The 24,038-nt window shown below is 68.0% G+C and carries 26 protein-coding genes; 15 read left to right on the top strand and 11 right to left on the bottom strand.

From position 1 onward, the window contains the following. The 5 genes from N8I71_RS07700 to N8I71_RS07680 are packed head-to-tail and all read left to right on the top strand — an operon-like array spanning position 1 to position 3,083. A complete protein-coding gene (locus N8I71_RS07700) occupies positions 1 to 366 on the top strand; it encodes a Na+/H+ antiporter subunit C (RefSeq protein WP_262877372.1) in 366 nt (121 codons plus the stop codon). Next, on the top strand, positions 363 to 1,919 hold the full coding sequence (locus N8I71_RS07695) for a monovalent cation/H+ antiporter subunit D (protein WP_262877371.1): 1,557 nt from the start codon (positions 363 to 365) through the stop codon (positions 1,917 to 1,919). The genes N8I71_RS07700 and N8I71_RS07695 overlap by 4 nt, the downstream gene beginning before the upstream one ends. Before the next feature lie 3 nt (positions 1,920 to 1,922). Further along, on the top strand, positions 1,923 to 2,414 hold the full coding sequence (locus N8I71_RS07690) for a Na+/H+ antiporter subunit E (protein ID WP_262877370.1): 492 nt from the start codon (positions 1,923 to 1,925) through the stop codon (positions 2,412 to 2,414). Then, the gene (locus N8I71_RS07685) at positions 2,411 to 2,680 is read left to right on the top strand and encodes a K+/H+ antiporter subunit F (RefSeq protein WP_262877369.1); all 270 of its coding nucleotides are present in this window, start codon (positions 2,411 to 2,413) and stop codon (positions 2,678 to 2,680) included. Before N8I71_RS07690 ends, N8I71_RS07685 begins: the two co-directional genes overlap by 4 nt. Before the next feature lie 10 nt (positions 2,681 to 2,690). Next, positions 2,691 to 3,083 carry a Na+/H+ antiporter subunit G gene (locus N8I71_RS07680; protein ID WP_262877368.1) on the top strand — a complete coding sequence of 131 codons (393 nt, stop codon included), beginning with the start codon at positions 2,691 to 2,693 and terminating at the stop codon, positions 3,081 to 3,083. Here N8I71_RS07680 and N8I71_RS07675 read toward each other — a convergent pair. The 6 genes from N8I71_RS07675 to N8I71_RS07650 all read right to left on the bottom strand — a co-directional run bounded on the left by N8I71_RS07675 (position 3,080) and on the right by N8I71_RS07650 (position 8,378). Further along, positions 3,080 to 3,496: a DUF934 domain-containing protein gene (locus N8I71_RS07675; RefSeq protein ID WP_262877367.1), complete on the bottom strand. Its 417-nt coding sequence runs from the start codon at positions 3,494 to 3,496 to the stop codon at positions 3,080 to 3,082. The genes N8I71_RS07680 and N8I71_RS07675 overlap by 4 nt on opposite strands. Further along, complete coding sequence (locus tag N8I71_RS07670; RefSeq protein WP_406676082.1) at positions 3,493 to 4,245, bottom strand: phosphoadenylyl-sulfate reductase; 753 nt, start codon at positions 4,243 to 4,245, stop codon at positions 3,493 to 3,495. Before N8I71_RS07670 ends, N8I71_RS07675 begins: the two co-directional genes overlap by 4 nt. A gap of 5 nt (positions 4,246 to 4,250) precedes the next feature. Beyond that, complete coding sequence (locus N8I71_RS07665; protein WP_262877366.1) at positions 4,251 to 5,915, bottom strand: nitrite/sulfite reductase; 1,665 nt, start codon at positions 5,913 to 5,915, stop codon at positions 4,251 to 4,253. Further along, the gene (locus tag N8I71_RS07660) at positions 5,908 to 6,216 is read right to left on the bottom strand and encodes a DUF2849 domain-containing protein (RefSeq protein ID WP_262877365.1); all 309 of its coding nucleotides are present in this window, start codon (positions 6,214 to 6,216) and stop codon (positions 5,908 to 5,910) included. The genes N8I71_RS07665 and N8I71_RS07660 overlap by 8 nt, the downstream gene beginning before the upstream one ends. Beyond that, positions 6,216 to 7,622 (bottom strand): siroheme synthase CysG, encoded by a 1,407-nt coding sequence (gene cysG, locus N8I71_RS07655; protein WP_262877364.1) that lies wholly within the window; start codon positions 7,620 to 7,622, stop codon positions 6,216 to 6,218. Before cysG ends, N8I71_RS07660 begins: the two co-directional genes overlap by 1 nt. A gap of 354 nt (positions 7,623 to 7,976) precedes the next feature. After that, the gene (locus N8I71_RS07650; RefSeq protein ID WP_262877363.1) at positions 7,977 to 8,378 is read right to left on the bottom strand and encodes a c-type cytochrome; all 402 of its coding nucleotides are present in this window, start codon (positions 8,376 to 8,378) and stop codon (positions 7,977 to 7,979) included. A gap of 329 nt (positions 8,379 to 8,707) precedes the next feature. Here N8I71_RS07650 and N8I71_RS07645 point away from each other — a divergent pair, with 329 nt between their 5' ends. From N8I71_RS07645 to N8I71_RS07635, 3 genes are read left to right on the top strand one after another with little or no spacing between them, the layout of a single operon-like run. After that, positions 8,708 to 9,688, top strand: coding sequence for a Bug family tripartite tricarboxylate transporter substrate binding protein (locus N8I71_RS07645; RefSeq protein ID WP_262877362.1), 981 nt, complete (start codon positions 8,708 to 8,710; stop codon positions 9,686 to 9,688). Between the two features lie 11 nt (positions 9,689 to 9,699). Continuing rightward, positions 9,700 to 10,146 carry a tripartite tricarboxylate transporter TctB family protein gene (locus N8I71_RS07640; RefSeq protein ID WP_262877361.1) on the top strand — a complete coding sequence of 149 codons (447 nt, stop codon included), beginning with the start codon at positions 9,700 to 9,702 and terminating at the stop codon, positions 10,144 to 10,146. Continuing rightward, on the top strand, positions 10,143 to 11,639 hold the full coding sequence (locus N8I71_RS07635; RefSeq protein WP_262877360.1) for a tripartite tricarboxylate transporter permease: 1,497 nt from the start codon (positions 10,143 to 10,145) through the stop codon (positions 11,637 to 11,639). Before N8I71_RS07640 ends, N8I71_RS07635 begins: the two co-directional genes overlap by 4 nt. 14 nt (positions 11,640 to 11,653) lie before the next feature. On the opposite strand, the gene N8I71_RS07630 is transcribed toward N8I71_RS07635, so the two are convergent. Further along, positions 11,654 to 11,824: a hypothetical protein gene (locus N8I71_RS07630; RefSeq protein ID WP_262877359.1), complete on the bottom strand. Its 171-nt coding sequence runs from the start codon at positions 11,822 to 11,824 to the stop codon at positions 11,654 to 11,656. Positions 11,825 to 11,862: 38 nt separating this feature from the next. After that, a complete protein-coding gene (locus tag N8I71_RS07625) occupies positions 11,863 to 12,297 on the bottom strand; it encodes a universal stress protein (RefSeq protein WP_262877358.1) in 435 nt (144 codons plus the stop codon). Between the two features lie 763 nt (positions 12,298 to 13,060). Here N8I71_RS07625 and N8I71_RS07620 point away from each other — a divergent pair. The 3 genes from N8I71_RS07620 to N8I71_RS07610 are packed head-to-tail and all read left to right on the top strand — an operon-like array spanning position 13,061 to position 15,247. Beyond that, entirely contained in the window at positions 13,061 to 13,645 is a 585-nt protein-coding gene (locus tag N8I71_RS07620; RefSeq protein ID WP_262877357.1) for a hypothetical protein, read from the top strand. Between the two features lie 22 nt (positions 13,646 to 13,667). Next, entirely contained in the window at positions 13,668 to 14,021 is a 354-nt protein-coding gene (locus N8I71_RS07615; RefSeq protein ID WP_262877356.1) for a YciI family protein, read from the top strand. After that, a complete protein-coding gene (locus N8I71_RS07610; RefSeq protein WP_262877355.1) occupies positions 14,018 to 15,247 on the top strand; it encodes an RNA polymerase sigma factor in 1,230 nt (409 codons plus the stop codon). The genes N8I71_RS07615 and N8I71_RS07610 overlap by 4 nt, the downstream gene beginning before the upstream one ends. A 140-nt stretch (positions 15,248 to 15,387) precedes the next feature. Here the strand turns inward: N8I71_RS07610 and N8I71_RS07605 are convergent, their stop codons facing one another. Continuing rightward, positions 15,388 to 16,305, bottom strand: a complete 918-nt coding sequence (locus N8I71_RS07605; RefSeq protein ID WP_262877354.1) for a LysR family transcriptional regulator — start codon at positions 16,303 to 16,305, stop codon at positions 15,388 to 15,390. Between the two features lie 400 nt (positions 16,306 to 16,705). On the opposite strand from N8I71_RS07605, the gene N8I71_RS07600 reads away from it, so the two are divergent. From N8I71_RS07600 to N8I71_RS07585, 4 genes are all read left to right on the top strand, one after another. Next, a complete protein-coding gene (locus tag N8I71_RS07600; RefSeq protein WP_262877353.1) occupies positions 16,706 to 18,787 on the top strand; it encodes an FAD-dependent oxidoreductase in 2,082 nt (693 codons plus the stop codon). A gap of 70 nt (positions 18,788 to 18,857) precedes the next feature. Next, entirely contained in the window at positions 18,858 to 19,790 is a 933-nt protein-coding gene (locus N8I71_RS07595; RefSeq protein WP_262877352.1) for a hypothetical protein, read from the top strand. Beyond that, positions 19,781 to 20,539 carry a cytochrome c gene (locus N8I71_RS07590; RefSeq protein WP_262877351.1) on the top strand — a complete coding sequence of 253 codons (759 nt, stop codon included), beginning with the start codon at positions 19,781 to 19,783 and terminating at the stop codon, positions 20,537 to 20,539. Before N8I71_RS07595 ends, N8I71_RS07590 begins: the two co-directional genes overlap by 10 nt. Further along, on the top strand, positions 20,536 to 20,868 hold the full coding sequence (locus tag N8I71_RS07585; protein ID WP_262877350.1) for a hypothetical protein: 333 nt from the start codon (positions 20,536 to 20,538) through the stop codon (positions 20,866 to 20,868). Before N8I71_RS07590 ends, N8I71_RS07585 begins: the two co-directional genes overlap by 4 nt. Before the next feature lie 103 nt (positions 20,869 to 20,971). On the opposite strand, the gene N8I71_RS07580 is transcribed toward N8I71_RS07585, so the two are convergent. Beyond that, positions 20,972 to 22,297 carry a sigma-54-dependent transcriptional regulator gene (locus N8I71_RS07580; RefSeq protein ID WP_262877349.1) on the bottom strand — a complete coding sequence of 442 codons (1,326 nt, stop codon included), beginning with the start codon at positions 22,295 to 22,297 and terminating at the stop codon, positions 20,972 to 20,974. Then, positions 22,294 to 24,030 (bottom strand): sensor histidine kinase, encoded by a 1,737-nt coding sequence (locus tag N8I71_RS07575; protein ID WP_262877348.1) that lies wholly within the window; start codon positions 24,028 to 24,030, stop codon positions 22,294 to 22,296. The genes N8I71_RS07580 and N8I71_RS07575 overlap by 4 nt, the downstream gene beginning before the upstream one ends. Positions 24,031 to 24,038 lie beyond the last annotated feature (8 nt).

The raw sequence follows: 24,038 nt of genomic DNA, 5'->3' as shown, positions 1-24,038 counted from the left end.
ATGGAGATCATCGTCGCAAGCACGATCGGCGTTCTGACGGCGGGCGGTGTCTACCTGCTCCTGCGGCTCAGGACCTTCCCGGTCATCCTCGGCCTCGCGCTGCTGTCCTACGCGGTCAACGTCTTCCTGTTCGCAAGCGGGGGCCTCGCGATCGACCAGTCCCCGATCCTCGCGCGCTACGGCGAGGCGAGCTACACCGACCCGCTGCCCCAGGCGCTGGTCCTCACGGCGATCGTGATCTCCTTCGGCATGACGGCCGTCCTCGTGATGGTCGGTCTCGGCGCGTACCTGGAGGCGGACAGCGACCGTATCGACATCGATCCGGAGGATGAGGACGAAAACGCCGGAAAGGATGCCCAAGCATGATGCACTGGATCATCCTGCCCGTCGTCCTGCCGGCGCTGCTTGCGCCGCTGATCGGCTTCGTGATGCGCCACGACATCGTGCTGGCACGGACGGCGTCCGTCGTGGGCACGGCGCTGCTGCTGGCCATCGCGCTGGGGCTCACGGGCCTTGCGGCCGACGGGACCACGCATGTCTACCGCCTCGGCGACTGGCCCGCGCCCTTCGGGATCGTGCTGGTGCTCGACCGGCTCTCGGCGCTGATGGTTCTTCTGACGTCGAGCCTCGCGCTCATCGTGCTGATCCATGCCATCGCCACGGGCTGGGACGCGCGCGGGCGGCATTTCCACGCGCTCTTCCAGTTCCAGCTCATGGGCATCTGCGGCGCGTTCCTGACCGGCGACATCTTCAACCTCTTCGTCTTCTTCGAGATCCTGCTGATCGCCTCCTATGGTCTGATGATCCATTCCGGCGGCCGGGAGCGTATCCGCGCGGGATTGCAATACGTCGTCATGAACCTCGCTGGCTCGACGCTGTTCCTGTTCGCGCTCGGCACGCTCTATGCCTCGACGGGCACCCTCAACATCGCCGACCTCGCCGTGCGCATCCCCCAGATCCCTGTCGAGGAGGCGTCGCTGGTCCGCGTCGCGGCGATCCTGCTGATGATCGTCTTCGCGGTGAAGGCCGCGCTCTTCCCGGTGCAATTCTGGCTGCCGGCGACCTATGCGAATGCGCCCGCCCCTGTCGCGGCGCTTTTCGCCATCATGACCAAGGTGGGTGCCTACGCGATCCTGCGGGTCCACACGACGGCCTTCGGGCCGGGGATGCCCGGCACCGAGGGCATGGCCGGCACCTGGCTGTTCGCGGCGGCCATCGCGACCATTGCCGTCGGCGCGCTGGGTGTGCTGGGCGCGCGCCGCCTGATGCCCCTCATCGCGTTCTCGGTGGTGGGATCGATGGGCACCCTGCTCATGGCGGTGGCGGCCTTCTCGCCGACGGCGACCTCTGCCGCGCTCTACTACATGGTGCACTCCACCTTCGCGGCCGCCTGCCTGTTTCTCGTCGCCGATCTCGTCGTCACGCGTCGGAATGGCGACACGCTGAACCCGGCCCCCGCGACGGTGCAGAATGGCCTTTTCGCGGCGCTCTTCTTCGCGGCCGCCATCGGCATGGCGGGCATGCCGCCGCTCAGCGGGTTTCTCGGCAAGCTGCTGGTGCTCGACGCCCTGCGCGCGCCGGGGATGATCGGCTGGGCCTGGTCGGCGATCCTGGTGGGATCGCTCCTGACCATCGTCGGCTTCGCGCGGGCGGGCAGCGCGCTGTTCTGGAAATCGACGGCAATCGCCGGACCCGGGGCAGAGACAGCCCCCGCGGCCCTCGCCGCGCCGCCGCCCGTGCCCGCGCCCGTGCCCGCGACCGTGGCCGAGGTCGCGCCGACGATGGCCGCCATCGCGGCGCTTGCGGTCCTGTCGGTCTTCGCCGGACCCGTCTCGGCCTATCTCGACGACACCTCGGCGCAGCTGTTCGATCGCGGGGGCTACATCACCGCCGTCCTCGGCCCCGGCGAGGAGGACTGAGCCATGCTGACACGCCTGATCCCCCACCCGCTCCTGAGCCTGACGCTCGTCCTCGTCTGGCTGGGGCTCGTGAACACCTTCACGCTCGGCAACCTGATCCTCGGCACGGCCTTCGGCCTCGTCATCCCGATGCTGACCGCCGCCTACTGGCCGAACCGCCCGAGGATCGCCCGACCGCTGAAGATCGCCGAGTACATGGTCATCGTCCTGTGGGACATCGTCGTGGCGAACGTTCAGGTGGCCATGATCATCCTGTTCCGGCGCGAGCCCAATATCCGGTCGCACTGGATCCCCATCCCGCTGGAACTGACCTCGGCCGAGGCGATCACGGTCCTGGCGGGCACGATCACGATGACGCCCGGCACCGTCTCGGCGACGCTGTCTGCCGATGGCAGGTGCATCCTGGTGCATTGCCTGCACACCGACGACCCCGACGCCGTCCGCGACGAAATCAAGACCCGCTACGAACGCCGCCTTCTGGAGATCTTCCCATGATCGAACTCGCCCTTCTCTTCGCGGCCGGTTGCTACGGCGTGGCCCTGCTCATGGACCTCTGGCGCATCGCAGCCGGTCCGGATGCCGCCGACCGGATCCTTGCGCTCGACACCATGGTAATCAACGTCATCGCGCTCCTGGTGCTCTACGGCGTCTGGCGGGGCACGGCGATCTACTTCGAGGCCGCGATGCTGATCGCCATGGTCGGCTTCGTGTCGACGGTCGCCTATTGCCGCTTTCTCCTGCGCGGCGACATCATCGAATAAGGCTGACACCATGAGCATGTTTTCAGAAATCCTCATCTCCTTCGCCCTCGTCGTCAGCGGCATCTTCGGCTTCGTCGGCTCCTACGGGCTGGTCAAGCTGAAGAACACGCTTCAGCGTCTGCACGCACCGACCAAGGCCACCACGCTTGGCGTTGGCGGCGTCCTGATCGCTTCGATGATCTTCTTCTACGCCGAGACAGGGCACATTTCCGTGCATGAGCTTCTCATCACGCTTTTCCTGTTCCTGACGGCGCCGATCACGGCAAACTTCATCGCCAAGACCTACATGGCGCAGAACCTCCGCAAGACCGATCTGCCCGAGAGCGGTGGCGACTACGGATGGTCCATCTACGACAACGCCCCGGAAGAGCGCGAAATCTCCGAGGGTACGCCGCGGGCCTAGAGCGCGCGCGCGCGCAGACGGGACTGGTAGTCGTGCGCCCGCCAGGCGGCGCGGGCGAGCCAGTGTTCCTCGGGCTGCCGGCGGGCCAGGTCGTCGCCGATCTCGACCTCGTCGAAGCCGGCGCGCCGCGCCATCGCGTACTGATCGGCGATAACGTGCCCCTGCGCGCGCAACAGCCCCGCGAAGCCGAGCAGCCGCAATCGCCGCGCCAGCGTGAAGCCACGCCCGTCCGCAAAGGAGGGAAAGCCGATCCGCAAGGCCTCGGCGCGCGCGGCTATCGCGGGCAAATGCGCCGGATCGGTATCCGGGGACAGATGCAAGGCAGTGTCGCCCGCCTTCGAAAGCTCGAAGGGGACGAACACTCCGCCGGAAAGGTCGGGGCCGAACCCGCCATCGGTGACGATGACACTCATGACGGTGCTCCCGCCCGGACGGCCTTGCCATTGACGAAGTGGATGCCGCATTCCTCCTTGTCCCGGTCGCGCCAGCGCCCGGCGCGCGGCGCCTCGCCCTCGGCGACGGGTGAAGTGCAGGGGGCGCAACCGATGGACGGATACCCCTTTGCCACCAGCGGATGCCGCGGCAGGTCGTGCCCGGACATGTAGGCCTGCACGTCGCGTGACGTCCAATGCGCAAGCGGGTTCACCTTGATCCGACCCGTGCCCGGTTCGGCCTCGAATGGCTCCAGGTTCGCGCGGCTGCCGGACTGAAACCGCTTGCGCCCGGTGATCCAGGCATCGAAGGGGGCGAGCGCCCGGTCCAGTGGCCGTGCCTTGCGCAGCGCGCAGCACGCGTCGGGATCGCGCCGGTGCAGCAGCCCGTCCGGATCGCCGTCGGCGATGCCCTCGCTCCGCACCACGCGCAGGTTTCCCAGTCCGAGCCGCGCGCTCACCTCGCGCTGATAGGCAAGCGTTTCGGGAAAGAGCATCTCGGTGTCGACGAAGATCACCGGGCGCGCGGGATCGCAGACCGCCAGCATATGCAGCAGCACGACCGACTCCGCCCCGAAGCTGGAGACAAGGGCAACGCGGCCCGTGTCGCGCAGGGCGCCGCGAAGCACCTCCGTGGCCGGCTGGCCGACGTAGCGGGCGTTGAGCGCGGCGACCCGTTCGTCGAGATCCGTCACCCCCGGGGCGGGCGAGGCCGGGTTCATGTACCCCATGCGCCCTACTCCGCCGCGACCGACTGCGCCGGGTAGAGCGCTGCCCGGAACGGAGCGAGGCCCAGCCTGCGATAGGCTTCGAGGAAGGTCTCCGAAGGCCCTCGCCGGAGATCGAGATAGGCGCGCAGGATCCGCTCGATGGCCGGGACGATCTCGTCGGCGGAGAAGCCGGGGCCTGCGCGTTCGCCCAGCGCCGCATCCTCGGTGCCGTCGCCGCCCAGCGTGATCTGGTAGTTCTCGACCCCGGCCCGGTCGAGGCCGAGAATGCCGATATGGCCCACATGGTGATGGCCGCAGGCATTGATGCAGCCGGAGATCTTGATCTTCAGCGGCCCGATGTCGTGTTCCAGCTTCAGCGCATGGAAATGCGTCGCGATCTCCCGGGCGACGGGGATCGACCGCGCGGTGGCGAGCGCGCAGTAATCCATCCCCGGGCAGGCGATGATGTCCGAAATCAGGCCGATATTCGCGGTCGCAAGACCGTGCGCCAGCAACACTTCATGAACGGCCGGCAGGTCGGCCAAGTGGACATGGGGCAGGATCACGTTCTGCTCGTGGCTGATGCGCAACTCGTCATGGCCGTAGCGCTCCGCGAGATCGGCAAGCGCCCGCATCTGGTCGGAGGTGGCATCGCCCGGTGTCGCCCCGTGCGCCTTGAGCGACACCGAGACGATGGCGTAGCCCTCGGCGCGATGCGGGTAGAGGTTGGTGTCGGTCCAGCTGCGGAACACCGGATCGGAGTCACGGGCGGCATGGAACCCGTCGCTGTCGGCCTTGCGGAACGCAGGCGGCGCGATAGCGGCGCGAAGCTCCGCCAGGAGGGCCTGATCGGCGCCCGCGAAGTGCGGACGGCGGCGCGCGAATTCCTCCTCGGTCAGCGCGCGGACCCTGTCGATACCGGTCTCGTGTACGGTGATCTTGATGCGCGCCTTGTACTTGTTGTCGCGCCGCCCGAGCAGGTTGTAGACCGCCACGACGGCCTCGAGATAGGGCAGCAGGTCGGCATCGGGCAGGAAGTCGCGGATCACCTGCCCGATCATCGGCGTCCGACCGAGACCGCCCCCGACAAGCACGCGGAAGCCCGGCGCGCCATCGCGCATCACCGCCTGCAGCCCGATGTCGTGGGCACGCGTCACGGCCCGGTCGGCGACGGCCCCGGTGACCGCGATCTTGAACTTGCGGCCGAGAAACTGGAACTCGGGGTGATCGGTGGACCATTGCCGGATCAGCTCGGCATGGGGCCGCGGGTCGAACAACTCGTCGGCCGCGGCGCCGGCGAAATGGTCGGCAGTCACGTTGCGGATCGTGTTCCCGCTGGTCTGGATGGCGTGCAGCCCGACCTCGGCCAGCGCGTCGAGCATGTCGGGCACGTCGCGCAGGCGGGGCCAGTTGAACTGGATGTTCTGGCGCGTGGTGAAATGGCCATAGCCCTTGTCCCAGCGCTCGGCGATCAGGGCGAGGCGGCGCATCCGGGCGGCGTCGAGCGTGCCATAGGGGATCGCAACGCGCAGCATGTAGGCGTGCAGCTGCAGGTAAAGCCCGTTCATCAGCCTCAGCGGCTTGAACTCGTCCTCGGTCAGGGCGCCCGACAGCCGGCGCTCGACCTGCGCGCGGAACTGGGCGTTGCGCTCGGCCAGGAAGGCTTCGTCGAATTCGGAATACCTATACATGCCGGCGCTCCGCGCGTTTCCCGTGGGCGTGGTTCGAAGGTCCCGTCGCCCGGAAGGCCTCGCGAAAATGGACGGGTTCGGGCCCGTTCCGTCCCGGGTGCACGTCGGCCAGATAGGCGCCCACCACGTGCCCGGTCTGGCGGGCCGCCGAGATCAGGCGGTCCTGGGCCACCACCTTGTCGGTGAGGATCTCGGCCTCCGACAGGTCGCGGACCCAGGTGTCGTCCGCGGCGAGGTAGATCACGTCGCCGGCAAGAAGGTCCTGCGCGGTGACGACCTGGGAAAAGGCTTCGCGGGGCATCAGGCGAGCTCCTGTTTTTCGGCGTTGTCCTGGAATGCCTCGAGCGCCCGCAGTGCCGTGCGCGGCGCGAGGCCGTAGATGGTGAGGACCGGCCCGCTCATCCGTGCATCGGCGAGCTCGGCGGGAAAACGGTCGAGCGCGGTCGCGAGGATCCTCTGATCCGGGCGCGAGGCGTTCTCGACAACGCTCACCGGCGTCCCGCGGTCGGCGCCATGCATCAGAAGACGTCCCTGGATGAAGCGGGCGGCCTTGCGTCCCATGTAGATCGCGGCGACCTCGCCCGGCCGGGCCAGCGCGGCCCAGTCATGGTCGGCGAACCCCTTCATGTCGTGGCCGGTCAGGAACCGGACCGAGGCATTGCGCCCCCTGCGCGTCAGGCTCTGGCCGAGTGCGGCGACGGCGGCGGAGGCCGCGGTGATGCCGGGCAGGACCTGGAAACCGACGCCCGCCGCGTCGCAGGCGTCCATCTCCTCGTCGAGGCGTCCGAAGACCGTGGCGTCGCCCGACTTGAGGCGCACGACCTGCCCGCCCGCCCGCGCGTGTTCGACGATCAGAGCGTTGATGTCCTGCTGCGGCATGGAGGCCCCGAACCCCTCCTTGCCGGCATCGATCACGATGGCTTCGCGCCGGGCCAGTTCGAGGATCTCGGGCGCGATCAGGCGGTCGTGGATCACCACATCCGCTTCGTCCAGCACCCGGCGCGCCTTGAGCGTGAGGAGTTCGGGGTCCCCGGGGCCAGCGCCGACGAAGAACACGTAGCCGGGACGGGCCTTGCGGCCAAGGTGCCGTCCGAGAAGGTCGTGCAGCGCGGCGTGGGGTCCGCCCTCTCCGGCGGCAAGGGCGCGGGGGCCGTCCGAGAAATAGTAGTCTCGCCAGAACTCGCGCCGGGCGCGCCCCGTTGGAAGGTCCTCGGCCTTTTTCCGGAACATCTTGCCGATGCGTGCGAGCGGGCCGAGCGCGGCAGGCAGCCGCGCCTCGAGGTCGGCCTTGATCGCCCGCGCGAGGACCGGCGCCGCGCCCTCCGTGCCGATGGCCACGACGACCGGGTCACGGTCGACGATCGCCGGGGTGATGAAGGCGCTGCCTTCGAGGTTGTCGACGATATTGACCAGGGCCCCTTCGGCGCGCGCGATCGCGGCGGTGCGGGCATCCTCGGCTGCGTCCTCGTTCGCGGCATAGAACAGCGCGGCGCAGAGTACGTCGCCCGGTTCAAGCGCGCGCCGCGTCAACGTCAAACGGCCCTCGGCCGCCCAGCGCTCGATCTCGGGGGCGGGATCGGCCGCAAGGACGGTCAGGCGCGCTTCGGTCTTGAGCAGCAGCCGGAGCTTCGCGATCGCGGCGCCGCCGCCGCCCGACACCACGATCCGGCGGCCTGCGACGGCGATGAAGACTGGAAAATGCTGCATGTTCCTTAAGTCCGGATGGCGGTTCAAGTCTCCCCAATTTAGACATACGTTCTTCCAATCCGCCATATTCAGCGGGATATAAGGACGTATGTTCCGGGCAACACCTCCCGGCGTCAGATCTGTTCGCAATACACCCGACGACAAGAAAGACGACCCATGAAGACGGGCCTCGCGGAAAACCCGTCCGCCCGCGTCGTCCGGTCATTCGCAGGAAAGTACATGGATCGGGTCGGTTCATGGCGCCCGCAAAGGCCTCGCGGCGCGGGCCTCCGGGCTCCGATTCCGCGTGCCCGGGGCTTTGCGTCCCTGTCGCCTTGCGATGCGCCGGAACCCTGATCGGCGCCTCGTGCGCGCCTAGCGCTGCAGGCTTTCCACGTAGCGCGCCAAGGCGATCAGCCGTGGCGGCGTCGGGGTCATGATGCCCGGAGCGGTCTCGAACGGCACGAGTTCATCCGCGAAAAGCTGCCCGAATTCCGGCATGGCGCCCGGCGCGGCGGTGTAGCCGTCAACCCGAGCCATCACCAGGAGAACCGGGAACTCCCCTCCGTTCTCGGCGGCGAGCCGCGTCAGGTCGGCGGGGCGCGGGTCGAGGCCCGCGGCGGACGGACCATCCCCCATCCCGGAGGCGCCATGACAGCCCGAGCAGAGAGCGAGGTAGTCGGCCTGACCGGTGTCCCGGGTCGCGGCGTCGAATTCGGACGTGCGGCACCCCGCCAGCACGACGATCGCGGCGAGGAGCCCAATGGCGATGCGCATGATCCGATCCTTCTTCCTGTCCTGTCGTCCCTTTTGAGTGCGCCCGTCCCCCGGCCGCGACGCTGGGAACCGGGCCGCCACAAACACCCTAACCCGAACGGGGACGGGAATGGCAACGGGCCATCGACGGCGGGCGAAATCCCGCGGGTCCCGGCCGAGACATGGGTGCGAAGGGGATCAATCCCGCCCGCTACGGGTTTGCGCCGCGGGGAACGGGGGAACCCCGTGGTCGCGGACGGTTCCCCGGTGACCGGGCCGGGCGTCAAGACAGTTGAAACGGCAGCGCGCATGGTGTCCTGTCGCTGCAAACGAAAAGGGAGGAGAACCACATGTCCATCAACCTCATACGGTCCGTCGCGCTCGGCCTGGCCGTGGCGTCCGTCGCCATTCCGGCCAGCGCACAGGACACCTGGCCCACGGGCCCCGTGCATGTCTATGTCGGGTTCCCGGCCGGATCCTCGCCGGACACGCTGGCGCGGATCATCACCGACCCGCTCGCCCAGCGGCTCGGTCAGCCCATCGTGGTCGAGAACCGTCCCGGTGCGGGCGGCGTGATCGGCATCCAGCAAATGCTGGCCGCGGCCGGAGACGGGCACACCTTCGGCACGACGATCAACGGGCCGATGACGACCGCGCAAAGGATGATGGACGACACCGGCTACGATGTATCGACCGACATCCTGCCCGTGACGCTCATCGCCACCTCGCCGCTGGTCCTCGCCGTCTCGTCGGCATCGGAGATCACCGATGTCGCGGGCTTCATCGCAGCCGCAGGCGCAGAGCCCCAGGCCATCGCCTACGGTTCGGTCGGCCAGGGCTCGGGCGCGCACCTGACGGCGGAGCTCTTCGCCGCGGAGGCCGGCGTCGAGATGCTGCACGTTCCCTTCACGAGCTATGCCGAGGTAACGACCTCGATCATGGGCGGCGAGATCGACGCGGGCTTCATGGCGCCTTCGGCGGCCCTGCCCCATGTCCAGGGCGGCAACATGCGGATGCTCGGCATCACCTCGTCCGAGCCGTTCCCGCAGGCGCCCGACGTGCCGGTTCTGGCCGGTCAGGCCGGGCTGCCCGCAGACTTCCGGGCCGAGTTGTGGAACGCCTTCATCGCACCGGCGGGCACGGACCCCGCGGTGGTCGAGCGGCTGAACACCGAGATCAACGACATCCTGTCGGACCCGGCAGTGCAGGAGCAGCTTCTGGCCATCGGCTGGAACGCGGCACCCGGCACGCCCGGCGACCTCGCCGAGCGGATCGTCGTGGACACGGCGATGTGGGGCGCGGTGATCGACCGGGTCCAGGCGCAGCAGTAACGCGCGCGCCCGTGAACCGCGACTGGCCCGACGTCCTGGGCGGGCTGGCGCTCGCCGGCATCGGGGGCCTGGCCTTGGGCTGGGCCCTCGTCCACTACGACCTCGGCACCCTCAGGCAGATGGGGCCGGGCTTTTTCCCGGCCGTGCTCGGCGCGCTTCTCATAGGGCTCGGCCTCATCGTCGCGCTGCCGGCGCTCGCCCGGAGCGGAGATACCCCGAGATTCGAGCTGGGTTCGGCGGCGGCGGTCCTTGCCGCGATCCTGATCTTCGGCTTCGGCCTGCGCCTTCTTGGCCTCGCGGGCGCCACGGCGGCATCCGTCCTCGTGGCGAGCCTCGCCGCGCCGCATGGGGGCTGGACGTGGCGCATCCTGCTTGCGCTGACCGTCACGGCCCTGACGGTCGTCGTCTTCAGCTATGGTCTCAGGATGACCCTTCCCCTCTGGCCGCGCCTGCCGTGACGACCTGGGAAGGCCTTCTCTACGGCATCGGCTTCGCGCTCCAGCCCGAGGTCCTGGTCTACTGCCTGCTCGGCGTGGTCCTCGGCACCTTCGTGGGCGTCCTGCCGGGCATCGGCGCGATGGCGGCGATCTCGCTTCTGCTGCCGGTCACCTACTACATCACGCCCGAGGCCGCGCTCATCATGCTGGCCGGCGTCTACTATGGCGCGCAGTACGGGGGCGCGGTCGCCTCGATCCTGATGCGCCTGCCGGGCACGCCGCAATCCGCCGTCACCACGCTCGATGGCTACCCGATGGCGCAGCAGGGCCGCGCGGGCGTGGCGCTTTTTGCGGCGATGGCGTCCTCCTTCGCGGGCTCGGTCATCGGCATCGTCGTTCTCGTGGTCCTCGCGGGATGGCTGTCGCGCGCGGCGGTCGCCTTCGGCGCGGCGGACTACGCGGCGATGATGATTCTCGGCCTCGTCGCGGCCTCGACCATCGGCACGGCGCGGCCCGCGAAAGGCTTCGCCATGGTGGTGCTCGGCCTTCTCCTGGGTTGCGTGGGCACGGACGTGAACTCGGGCGTGCAGCGGTTTACCTTCGGGCAGACCGAGCTTCTGGACGGCATCAACCTCGTGGCGCTCGCCATGGGTCTTTTCGGAGTGGCGGAGGTCATCGCCAATGTCCGCGACCCCGAGCGGCAGAGCCTGTCCGAGCGTATCGGCCTCCGCCGCCTGATGCCGACGCGTGACGACCTGCGCCGCATGGGCTGGCCGACGCTTCGCGGTAGCGCGCTCGGCGCCTTCTTCGGCGCCTTGCCCGGCACCGGGTCCACGCTGTCCTCCTTCCTCAGCTACGCGATGGAGCGGCGTGTCGCACGCCAGCCCGAACGCTTCGGCAACGGCGCTATCGAGGGGATCGCCGGGCCGGAAGCGGCGAACAACTCCGCCTCGATCACCGCCTTCGTGCCCACGCTTACGCTCGGCATCCCCGGCGACCCGATCATGGCGCTGATGCTGGGCGCACTGGTTATCCACGGCATCCAGCCGGGCCCCCTGATGCTCGAGGCGCGGCCCGAGATGTTCTGGGGCCTCGTGGCGAGCTTCGGGATCGGCAACCTGATCCTGCTGGTGCTGAACCTGCCCCTCATCGGCATCTGGGTCGCGATGCTGCGCATCCCCTTCCGCTGGCTCTATCCCGCGATCCTCGTCTTCCTCTGCCTCGGCGTCTACTCGGTGCGGGGGCTCAGCTACGACATCGCCGCCGTCGCGCTGATCGGGCTTGCCGGCTACCTTCTGGCGCTCGCCCGGTTCAGTCCCGCGCTCCTGCTTCTGGGCTTCGTGCTGGGGCCGCTCATCGAGACGAACCTGCGCCGGGCGCTCCTGATCTCGCGGGGGGACCCGATGGTTTTCCTCGAACGGCCCATCGCGGCGGGCTTCGTGCTGGCGACGGCCGCGCTCCTGCTTCTGTCGCTGTGGCAGGCGTGGCATCGACGGGCGAGCAGACGCGGCTGACCCTCGTCGGTCGGTCACACGCAGGCTCGATGCGCGAACACGGTCGCGCGCGCGCGGGTCAGCTTGTCGATCAGGTCTTCGATCTGGCCATCCTCGATGATGGAGGGCGGCGCGATGAGGACGTGGCCGCCATCACGGCCGTCCACTTCGCGGACACCCGCGCCGGAGTGCCCGAGGCAGCTCATGACCGCCCCGCCCGAGCCGCCGAGTTAGGCCATGCCCCCTAGTCGCCCCGGACGACGAAGACCGACTGGTTGGCGTGTCGCACGACCCGCGCGGCGTTCGGGCCGAGCAGGTAGTCGGTCAGTTCCGGCCGGTGCGAGCCCATGACGATGGCATCGACGTTCAGCCTGTCCGCCGCCCGGATGATCTCGTCGTAGACCCGGCCCTGGGTCACGTGGCGATGCACCTCGGTGCCCTCGGGCACGTTTTCCGCCACCCACTGGCCGAGCGTTTCGCCGACCTGATTCATCGCGCGTTCCTCGAACTCGGCACCGAAGTAGGTGCCGACGACCGACATTCCGAAATCCGGCACGACCGTCATCACGTGGAGCACCCCGCCATCCTCGGGCTGGCACAGCCTCAGCGCAGCGGGCAGCGCCTTTTCCCAACTGCTGGACTCCGCCAGGTCGATGGGCAAGAGAACGGTCTTGAACATGGGATTTTCCCTCCCTTTGTGGCCTCGGAAGGCCGGTTTCGTCTGCCGGTCGCGCTGCGGCAGGACCACGATGCCCGGAAGCGGGACCGCCGGAAAGTGGAATACCCGCCCGGGCAGCGCGACCAGCGCAATCCGTACCGCGGCACGCATCGCAAGGTCGCCGGCGCAAGGGTCGAAGTCTACCGATGCCTCGGCTGTTTCGGTTCCGAACCTGCACGCGTCAAGGCGCATGACGTCGCCCTTGGGCGGAAGACGCAGACAGGTATTGGCATGCCCCCGCCCCTGCTCGCGCATCGCGCGCCCAAGACAAGCGTCGTTCCCGCCATTTCCCGGACGCCGAAGTCATGCCCGCGGATCGGCCTGCGCGGCAGGATGGAAAGGTCTTCCGCCTCTTCCTGGCGGCGTGACGCCTCATGCCCCTGTGGTGCGGGGTCCGAGCTGGTGAAGGGCACAACAGGATGATGGCGGCAAGCGATGATGGCCCCAAAGCATATCATAATTCGGATTTGAATAGGCCGTTTCTGGAGAAAATCCTATCTAGGATTACAATTTTACAATATTTCTCCACAGTTCTTCAGCATGCCACGCAATACTCGCGAATTCGCCGCCGGACCCGGGTCTGACAACCCCGGCGCGACCCCGACGCAGGATGCCGTCGTCCGAAGAGGCGCGAAAATTTCACGCCGTCATGTAGAAATGCCGGACCCGTCATTCGTCTCCCTTGTGAAGCCACCCCGGCTTCCCGAACAGTGAGGAGAAGACCATGACACTCAGAACGACCATCCTTGCCGCGACCGCGCTCCTGTGCGCGGCACCGGCGATCGCACAGGACTTCGCGCCGCGCGAAGACCTGCAATCGGTGCACGGCACCTTCCGCAGCGCGGAGGCCGAGCCATGGTACGGCGGCTTCGGCACCCGCGAATTCACCTTCGCCGACGGGCGCTGGCAGCTGATCTTCACCCATGCGCTGGATCCGGACATGATCATGCGCACCTTCCAGTTCCGCACCGGCGGCCCGTTCGAGATCGGCGCCCCCTCCGAGGCGGTCGCGGGCGCGTTCAACGGCGTCTTCCACGAGGACTGGAAGCATGTGACGCTTCTGATCGACAACCCCGAGATCGTGGCCGCCATGGGCATGGCCGAGTGCGGCCTGACCTTCAACCTGGAGACCGACGTCTCCGAGACGGGTTGTGCCGCCTGGGCTCCGGTGGCGGATTGCGGCCAGGATCACGACCTCTTCGCGATGGACGAGACAGGGGTCTATTTCGGCGTCCGCCCCGCCGACAACGACATGTGCACGCCCGACCGCACGCCCACGGCACTTCTGCCCGTGGTCGCACGCTTCTAATCTGGGACCCGGAGGATCCGACATGCAATTCATCATCATGAACTACACCCCGCCCGCCGATCACCCCGATGCCGATGCCGTGCGCGCGGCCGCGGACGGCGAGCTCTGGGGCGCCTATACCCGCGCCCTCATCGACGCCGGCATCATGGTCGGCGGCGAGGCGCTGCACCCGCCGCACACGGCAACCACGATCCGCATGGCCAACGGCGCCCGCGAGGTGCAGGACGGCCCCTATGCCGCGACGAAGGAGCAGCTCGGCGGCTTCTACGTGATCGACGTGCCCGACCTCGACACGGCACTGGAATGGGCCGCGCGGAACCCCGCGGCCACGAGCGGCGCCGTCGAGGTCCGCCCCGTCATCATGCGGACCCCATGAGCGACGCGGTCCGCGCGGTCGAACGGGTGGCCCGCCTGTCCTATGGCAGGCTGGTCGCCCGGCTGGCCGCGCGGGCCGGATCGCTGGCCGACGCCGAGGACGCCCTGTCCGACGCGCTGGCCCGCGCACTCGAGACCTGGCCGAGGACGGGCGTTCCCGACAACCCGGAGGCCTGGCTGACCAGAACCGCACGTAACCGCGCCATCGATCGCGCCCGGAGCGGCCTTTTGCCGGTCGCCTACGAACAGGACCTGACCCGCATGGCGGAAGAGCGTTCCCAGACCCCTGCCCCGACGATGGACCCGCGATTGCCGCTCATGTTCGTCTGCGCCCATCCCGCGATCGACCCGTCCTTGCGCGCGCCGCTGATGCTGCAGGCGGTCCTCGGCCTCGATGCCCGCCGCATGGCGTCGGTCTTCCTTATGCCGCCCGGCACGCTCGGCCAGCGGCTGACCCGCGTGAAAGCCAAGATCGAAAGCACGGCGATCCCGTTCGAGCTTCCCGAGGGGCGCGATTTCGAGGCCCGGATGACCGATGTCCTGAACGCGATCTACGGCGCCTATGTCGTGGGCTACAACGGAATGCCCGCGGGCGACCCCAAGGCAGCCACCCTTGCGCAGGAGGCGCTGTGGCTCGTGAGCCTGCTGGCCGATGGCTTTCCGCAGGCGGCCGAGGCGCATGGTCTGTTCGCGCTGATGCTCTTCGCCGAGGCCCGCCGCCCTGCACGCACCGACGCCTCGACCGGCGCCCTCGTCCCGCTAGAGGAGCAGGACACCACCCTCTGGGATGGCGGAATGCTTGGCGATGCGGAGACGGCGCTGCGCAACGCGGCGCGCCGGCCAAGCCTCGGGCGCTACCAGCTCGAGGCCTCGATCCAGGCGGTGCACGCCGCGCGGGCGCGGACGGGTGCGACCGATTGGGACGCGCTGGCGCTTCTCTATGCCGGGCTGGTGGAGATCGCGCCGACGGTCGGCGCCTTCACCGGGCACGCCGCGGTTCTGTGCGAAACCGAAGGTCCGGCGGCCGCGCTCACCGCGCTCGACGCGATCCCGGAAGCGGCGAGGGCCAGCTATCAGCCGTGGTGGGCGACGCGCGCCCATGTTCTAGCGCGGCACGGCGACATCGCGGCGGCGCTCGAGGCCTTTGACCGGGCCATCGGCCTTTCGGACGACCCGGCCGCGCGGATCTATCTCTCGGGACGGAAGGCGCGGCTTCTGCAAAGCTGAGGATGCCCGGTGAAAGACAGGCGGCGCATCGTGTCGGGCCGTTCAGCGCCCCCCTGCAAGGGTTGGCGTCGGCAAGGGGCGAACGCTCCTCTGGCCACGGCCCGGCCATAGCCGTGTATTCCCGGGCAGGACCCTTGGACCTAGTCCGCCAAGCCTTCCGCGATGCTGAAGGCCGGTTTGATCTTTTCCATCAGGTCCGAAATCAGGTCGACGAAGCCGATCTCGCGGCCAAGGGCGAGCGTCTCGTGGTGTGCCGCCATGCAGATGCTCCGGCAAATCGGGGCATCGACCAGTCGATGCGCGGCCAGTTCGCCGCGAAGGACCTCGTTGCGCACCGAAGCGAAGGGCGCAATCGTCGTCCCGAGGCCCCGGCACAGCAGGCCGCGCCAGACCGCGATCGACTGCACCTCCATGTATCCGGGAAGTGGTATTGCCTGGGCGGTCGTCGTGTCTTGAACCGCCCGCCAGCTCACGCTGTTCCTGCCGTAGAAGACCAGATCCGACGCCATGGCTTCCGACAGCTTCAGGGGCTGGCCGGCAGGATATCGGGCGGGATGACAGATGAACATGAACTCGTCATCGAAGAAGGTCACCACATCAATGTCGTTGTCGGGCTTCAGATCGTAGGCGATCACGAAATCGAGGGTGCGCGCGGCCAGTTGCTCCAGCAATTCGAAGCTCCATCCCTCCGAAAGCAGCAAGGTGGTGCCCTTGAGGGTCTGGGCCGCGGCGGAAATCGCTTCGATCCCCAGCATTCTGGTTACCGCTGGAACCGCGCCAACCCGCAACGTCTTCGGTGCCGCCAGTCCGCCATCGACGATCATGCGTTCGAGATCGGCAACCCGCTGAAGGATGTCTTGCGCGTGTTCGAAAAAGACCGCGCCCTTGTCCGTCGCCGTCACGCCGCGCGAATGCCGCAGGAAAAGTCGCGCGCCGACGCTGTCCTCGAGCTGCTTCATCTGCAGGCTCAGCGAGGCGGGCGTGATGTTCAGGCATTCGGCCGCACGGGTCATGCTGCCAGCGTCCACGATGGCAACAAGGTACTGCAGCTGGCGCAATGAAATACGAATCTACCAACCTCCCTTGGCAGCTTCAGATGCACCTGTCCTTTGGTTTTTCCTAAAGGAGACATTGGATCATCGCAATGGACAAGAAACTCGGCAGGCCAATAGCCTGAGAGTCGGCAGAAATGCCGCCCCACATCGAAGCCCGGGAGCAATCACGCCGATACGCATGGTGCGGAGGACCACCGTATCGCGTTTGCAGGCTCCGATCCTTGCGTTCGCAAGACCGCCCCACCGACGCGAAGCGCAGGCTTCGCGGCGCAGGCCCGCGGCTTGCGCCACGCATCAATGCGGGGCGATCGCGGTTGGCGGGTCAGTGCCTGTTCCGGGAACCGCGCGACGGAAGGAGACGGCCGAGGCGACAGCGCCAATGCCATTTTTTGGGAGGATGAACATGACCAAGCACACCAAAAGACCCGGCGAAACCGGCGTCCACGAAGACGAGGGCGGCCTGAGTCGCCGCGATTTCTTCACCGCGGCCGGTGCGGCCGGCGTAGGGGCGGCACTTGCCGGCGGGGGCGCCGCTTCCGCCCAAACCATGCCGATGGCATCGGCCTCGCAAGAGTGGGACTACGAGGCGGATGTGGTCATCGCGGGCGGCGGCTGCGCGGGCATCACCGCGGCGATCCGGGCGCGCGATGCCGGTGTCTCGGTCCTTGTGGTCGACCAGAACTTCGACCTTGGCGGGCGCATGCTGCACTCGGGCTCGTTCCTGTCGCTCGGCGGCGGCGATGAAATCCAGCGACGCGACATGGCCGGAGAGGCCGACGCAGAGGGCTTCATCACCGTTCCTCCGGTGGAGGACCCCGAAGAGCTGGATGACAATATCGACCTTCTGTTCACCGATGTGACCGACTGGTCGATCGTCGATCCCAAGGCGCAGAGCCCCTACCGCTACAACGAGCGCGAATTGATGCGGGCCTGGGCGGAGAATTGCCCCGCGACCCGCGAATTCCTGATGGCGAACTACGTGCGCTTCACCCGGATCAACGGCACCCATGGCGGCGGCGGTCTGAGCCGGGCGCGGGCGCCCTATTGCTTCCTGATGCTGGGCGACAGGACCGACATCCGGGCCGGCACCATCACGCCGGAGGATGCCGGCGTGGCGCATCCGGAACGCACCAGCGCCTTCGCGCCGGTCCAGATGCAGGACGCCACCACCTTCGTCGGCCCCGGCGCGGTGCGCAACGGCGTCGCGCTGTCCCGCCCGTTGGAGTTCTCGGCCCGTGAAAAGGGCGTGCACTTCATGCTGAACCGCCGCTTCGACGACCTGATCCGCGAGGAACCCTTCGAAGGACGGATCCTGGGCATCCGGGCCAGCTATTCGCCCCGCATCCACCCCGAGTCCGGCCAGCGGCTCGAAAGCTTCTGGCAGAACGGTAACATCGACGAGCGTCGGGAGACCATCACGATCCGGGCACGCAAGGCGGTCATCCTCGCCAGCGGCGGCCATGCCGGCAACCCGGAGGTGCGCAGCATGTTCTATCCCGCCATGCGTGAACCCGCCTTCCCGACCTCGGGGAGTGCGCTTCAGGGTCCCGGCGGCCAGGATGCCAGCGCGCTGATCGCCGGTCTACGGGTCGGGGCGAACCTGGCGGGCATGCAGCAGAACCTGTCCTACCCGACGACCTTCCACATCTCGTCCCGGCTCGGGACGCGGGACGCCTATACCGACATGATGCCGGGTCACCCGACCTTCGCGTTCCGGGGCTCGGCCGGTCTCTCGGTCGGCAATGCCGGGTTCGAGGAGTTCATCGCGGTCAACCAGGTCGGCAAACGCTTCTTCAACGAAGTGCGGCTGCCCAAGCGTCCGGGCGCGAACCGGTATCCCGGCGATGGTGGCGCACCGAACCGCGGTCTGGATCACAAGCCCCTCGATTGGCGGAATTGCCGGCATGAATGGGTCCGTGAGATGTACAGCTACGACCACGGCGTCGACGCGGCGCTCGCGATGAACGAGGGGTCGGCGGCGCCCGATTACTTCTCGGGGCCGATCTGGGCGATCTTCGATGAGGAGACGATCCAGAGAACCGGGTGGGAATTGCGCTTCCCCTTCGTGAACGAGGAAAACGGCTACTACTTCAAGGCGGACACGCTCGAAGAGCTGGCGCACAAGATGTACCGTGACCACCCGTTCCAGCGGGTTCCGCTCACCTACCTCCCGGAGACGGTCGCAACCTGGAACGGCTATGTCGCCGACGGGGCCGATCCGGACTTCGAGCGGGAAGCCGATGCGCCGATGTACGCCATCTCCCGCCCGCCGTTCTATGCCCTGTCGATCATGGTCATCTGGCACGACAGCTATGGCGGGTTGCGGGTGAACGGGCGCCAGCAGGTGATCGACATGAAGGGTCAGCCGATCCCGGGCCTCTATGCCGGAGGCGAGGCTGTCGGCGGCTTCAACAAGCACGGTCTGGGCAAGGGCCACGTTCACGGCTTCATCGCCGGAACCCACGCCGCAGCCGAGCTCGGCTGAGCCAATCACGCGAGTGCGGGCGGCGATCCAGCCGCCCGCATGAGGCAACTGCAAGAGAGCAAGACCTGACATGACTGAAGAATTTCTGGTGGAACCGACGACGAGCCTGGACATCGGCATCGATCCCCCAACGCCGGATGCCGGCGCATCGCTCGCAATCAAGATGAGCACGAAAGACGGCACGCCATTGCCCGCGGAGGGGCTGGAGGCCGTATTGCTGGATGCACGGATGCAGACGTTGGCCACTGCCACGGTCGACATCGATGAAACCGATGGAACAGGCCGCGCGTCGCTGAACGTGACCGCGCCGGCCTCGGTCGGGGAATGCCGCTGGAGCCTGGCCCTGCGCGCGGGCGAGGAGACGCTGGCACAGGCGGACGTGACGTTCGAAGTCCGTGCGCATGCGATCGCGCCGATCGTCTGGAACGTGCCCTCGGCCATATCCGCAGGCGAGATGTTTCGCTTCCACGTCGGGCTCAGATGCTCATCGGCCTGCGTTTCCGAGAACTGGGGGTTCGTCGTGGAAGACGCGGACGGACAAGAGCTTCATTCCGGCGTCATGGGGTCCACGCCAGCCCCCGGAACCGATGCGCTGCACTTTGCCGAGGTCGAACTTCGCGCGCCCGATCATGACGGAAGATACGTCTGGCGCGTCCGACCGGTCGATCCCGGACTGGATCTGCCCCATGCGCCTGCCGCGGCGGATCTGCACCTCAATGTCGTCCGCAAGCCCGATCACGTGATCCGCGTGCTGGCGCTCGACGCGCTCAGCCGTGAACCCGTGGCACGCGCCAAGGTCGTCGCGCATCCGTTTCGGACGATGACCGATGCCGAGGGCCGCGCCGAGATCGCCGTTCCGGCGGGCGCATACACCGTCTTCGTATCGGGCCATCAATACTTCGCGTTCCGGCAAACCGCAGACCTGGCGCAGCAGGGCGATGTCGAGATCGTCGCCGAGATGCATGTGGACCGCGCTTATGACGAGGTAGACGAATGGGCCTGAAATTGATGCGGCTTGCAGCCACGGCGGCCCTGTTGGGCAGCGGGGCTGCCCACGCCCAGAGCACTGAAAATGCGTCCGCGATCCTTGAAGCGGGCCAGGTCCTCTACGAAGCCAATTGCGCGATGTGCCATCAGGCGAGCGGTGCCGGACGGCCGCCGACCTTCCCGGACCTGCGCGGCAACGACCTGCTGGCCGATCCGTACCTGGTGGTCTCCAAGATATCCCAGGGGTTGGGAAACATGCCGCCCTTTCCAACCCTGTCGGCGGAAGAGATCACCGCGATCACGAACTATATCGGCACCGCCTGGGGCAACAGCTTTGGCGGACCCGGCCAGGGTGAGGTCGAGGAAATCCTCGCCGAGTTCGATCCCCCGATGGACGTGCGCACGATCTGGGACGGTGTCTACACGCAGGAGCAGGCCCAGCATGGCCAGGACGTCTACAGGGCGCCCTGTGGCTTGTGCCATGGCAGAAGGCTGAACGGGGCGCCGGACGACAGCGACATGGTGCCCGCCCCGGTGCTGGCGCGGCAGAACTTCCTGCGCAACTGGGACGGACGGTCGCTGGGGATGCTGTTCACCTACACGATGTCCACCATGCCCCAGTCCAATCCGGGCTTCATGCCGCCCGAAGACTACGCGGCGATCATCGCGCATATGCTGTCGGTCACGGGCGCTCCGCCGGGGGAGGAGGAGTTGTCGGCGGATGCCTGGGAACTTGGGCATATCGTGATCTCGCCCGAGCCATGAGGGGGGCGCGGCCACCATCCGTCGGAGCCCTCGCCCTGATCCTGTCGTCGGCGGTTCTTGCCGACGACACGGCGCCCGGCGTGATCTGCAGGGTGGAGGGATATGACGTCGCGCTGATTAACCTCGGTGAAGTGCCGCTGGCTGAGGGCACGACGATCCATTGGTCGGTGCCCTTTGCGCGGATGGAGGGCAGCCACGTCCTGTTGCGTCCCCTGGAACCGGGGCGGCTCGAGATGATCGGTGGCGCGCTGGAATCGAGCTACCTCGGCCCAGAGACGGAATGCAACGCGAGCCTTGGCGAAGCACCGCCCGAGGTGCCGGCGGACTAATCCGACGCAGTCCCGTCCCGGGCCGGGACATCGCCACAAATGCCGCGCGGCGCGCGCGCCCCCAGGGATCTGCCAACTCACGGCAACGGGCGTTCACCGGGGTTCAGGTCCGGTCCCACCTTGCCCCCGGATCCGAGGACAGGCCGTAGCGGCGCATCTTGTCGTTGAGCGTGCGGCGCGGGATCCCCAGCGTTTCGGCGGCGCGCAGGGTGTTTCCTGAATGGGCATCCAGCACCGCCGCGATCTCGCGCGCCTCGAATTCGGCGACACGATCGGCCAGCGTCACCGGGCCGGCCACCGGCGTGGTGCCGGATATCTCGAACAGTCCGAGGGCGTAGGCCTCCGCGCTGGCCTTAAGTTCGCGGACATTTCCGGGCCAGGCCAGGCGTTTGAGCCTCTGCTGCAGCGACCAGGGCAGTTCGGGGTCGGGGCGGCCGTATCTGCGCGCGGCAAGCTGGGCGTAATGCGCGAAGATCAGCGGGATGTCCTCACCGGCCTCCCGCAGGGTCGGCGTGGCAAGGTCGGTCCCTGCCAACCTGAAATAGAGGTCCGCACGGAACCCTTCGAGCAGTCGCAGCGGCGTCTTGGTGGTCGCGATCACACGGATATCGAGCGGCCTGGGCGTGGTCTCCCCGATCCGCTCGACCATGCGTTCCTGCAGGACGCGCAGGAGCTTTGGCTGGATGGAGGCGGGCATCGTCTCGACCTCGTCCAGCATCAGCGTGCCACCATCGGCGGCTTCGAGCTTGCCCGCGCGCCCCTCCGCGTCATGGGCGAAGACGCCCGCCGCGTGACCGAACAGGATGGTCTCGGCCATCGCCTCGGGCAGAGCCGCGCAATTGAGCGCGACGAAGGGCCCATCTGCACGGGCGCTGCCGGCATGGATCGCCCGCGCGGCCAGTTCCTTGCCGGTGCCGGTCTCGCCGGTGATGACGACGTCGAGATCGACGGAGGCCAAAGCGGCGATGCGGTCGCGGAAACCGCGCATGGCGCGCGATTTGCCAAGGATGCCGACCTTGTCCCGCTCGGCGAGAACCTGTTGCAGGCGCGCGACCTCGTTCCGGGCGGCCTGAGCGTCCAGCGTTCGCCGAATGACCGAGAGCAGATGCCCGGACTCGTAGGGTTTTTCCAGGAAATCCTCGGCCCCTGCCCGGATCGCCTCGACCGCATGGGCGACGTCGCCATGGCCCGTAAGCAATACGACGGGCACCGAAATCGTCCGCTCGCGGAGCGCGCCGAGCAGGCCGAAGCCATCCATGTCCGGCATGCGCAGATCGCTGATCACCATGTCGGGCCGGTCCGGAAGGGCGGCCAGCAGGTCAGCGGCCGAGCTGAAGGCGCGGGCGTCATAGCCCGCGGTCTCCACCAGGTCGCACAATGCCGACAGGTGATCCGCGTCGTCGTCCACGATGTGAATGCGGGCGGTCATCGTGCCCGATCCTCCGTCTCTGCCAGCGGCAGGGTCACGGTCACATGGGTGCCCTGCCCTGCCTCCGACCGGATATCGAGCCTTCCGCGGAAATCGGCAAGGATCGCCTTGCAGATGGCAAGGCCGAGGCCAAGGCCCTCGCCGGTCAGCTTGGTGGAGAAGAACGGCTCGGTCACGCGCGGCAGATCGCCTTCCGCGATACCGGCCCCGTTGTCGTGCACGTCGATACGAGCCTCTCCGTCGACGACCGTCAGCGTCACACCGACCCGGGCATCCGGAACCCCCTCGACCGCATCGAGAGCGTTCAGCAGGAGGTTGGCGACCACCTGTTCGATCCGCACCGCGCCGGCCATGACCTGTACCGCGGTCCCGGGCATGTCGAGAGACGGTGTCACGCCGACCACCTTCGCGCGGGGCAAAACGAGCTCGAGCGCCGACTGCAGGGATGCGCGCAGGTCGATCAGGGTCAGTTCGACCGCTTCCTTCCGCGCAAAGCTCTTCAGGTGCCTGGTCGTCCGCTGCATCCGCCGGATCATGTCACGGGCCTTGCCGATCCGGCCGGCTGTGCCGGTATCGCCGGGCTGCATCCCCAGTTCCGCCGCCGACAACGTCGCCTCCATCGCGGCGAGCGGCTGGCTGATCTCGTGGACGATGGCGGCGGACATGCGGCCCATGGCGGCCATCTTCTCGGTGTGGATCAGGGCTTCCTGCGTGGCGCGCAGATCGGCCTCGGCCTGAGCGCGGGCCTCGACCTCGCGCGCGAGGTCGGCGGTTCGGGCGATGACCATGGCTTCGAGCTTTTCGGACTGGGACAGGCGCAGGGCGACGATCTGGCGGCGCTGCTCAAATGTCTTGGCGGCGGCGGCAATGGCAAGCGTGGTCAGCGCCGCGAGCACCGCCCATCCCAGCGCCATCAGCTGCAAGCCGCGCGTCGGGCGGACGGCGATGACCTGCCCGCCGGTTGCCGGCACCGGGCCCAGCCGCGCGATCCAGCCGGCGCCCGCCGCGTCGACCCCGCTGGGCAGCCCTGACAGAAGCGGCGCGGTCCGGCCGAGGCCGACGCCCTCGTAGGCGCGGGTGGCCGCCAGGTGATCCAGCGTTTCCGGCGAAAGCTCCAAGAGCGGGCGATACTGCCAGTCGGGACGCGCGGAAAGGAACACGACCCCATGCTCGTCGGCCAGCGCGACATCCGCCTCGGCGGCGCGCCATGTATCTTGCAGCGGGCGCAGGTCCAGCTTGACCACCATGACGCCGAGCGTGTCCCCGACCGCGACACGGACCGACAGGAAATAGCCCGGCACGCCCGTGGTCACGCCGATGGCATAGAACTGGCCGCGACCCGTGGCGAGCGCATCCTGGAAATACGGGCGAAAGGCGTAGTTCTCGCCCACGAAACTCCCCGGGCTGTTCCAGTTCGACGCCGCGATGGTCTCGCCCTGCGCATCGATCAGGAACAGTTCATCCGCCCCGGCATGGGCGGCGACCGTCTCGAGATAGATGTTGGCATCCTGCAGGGGGCCGGTGCCCGCAAGCGCGGCCCGGATGCGGGCGTCTTCAGCCGCGACGGCGGGCAAGGCGCGCAGGCGGTCCACTTCGGCCTCCACCGCGCGGGTGGTCAGCAGCAGGGTCTGGTCCAGCGCGTTCCGGGCCGCGCCGAGTGCCAGTGACTGCGCAAGGAGCCAGACGAGCAGGGCCGAAAGACAAGCGAGCAGAAAGGGACGCGCGAACGTCATCGCCTCCC

Origin of the sequence: Roseicyclus sediminis (assembly GCF_025515305.1) — a bacterium.
Lineage (GTDB): Bacteria > Pseudomonadota > Alphaproteobacteria > Rhodobacterales > Rhodobacteraceae > Roseibacterium > Roseibacterium sediminis.
The sequence above is the reverse complement of the archived record's forward strand: the minus strand, read 5'-3'. Positions and strand labels throughout refer to the sequence as shown.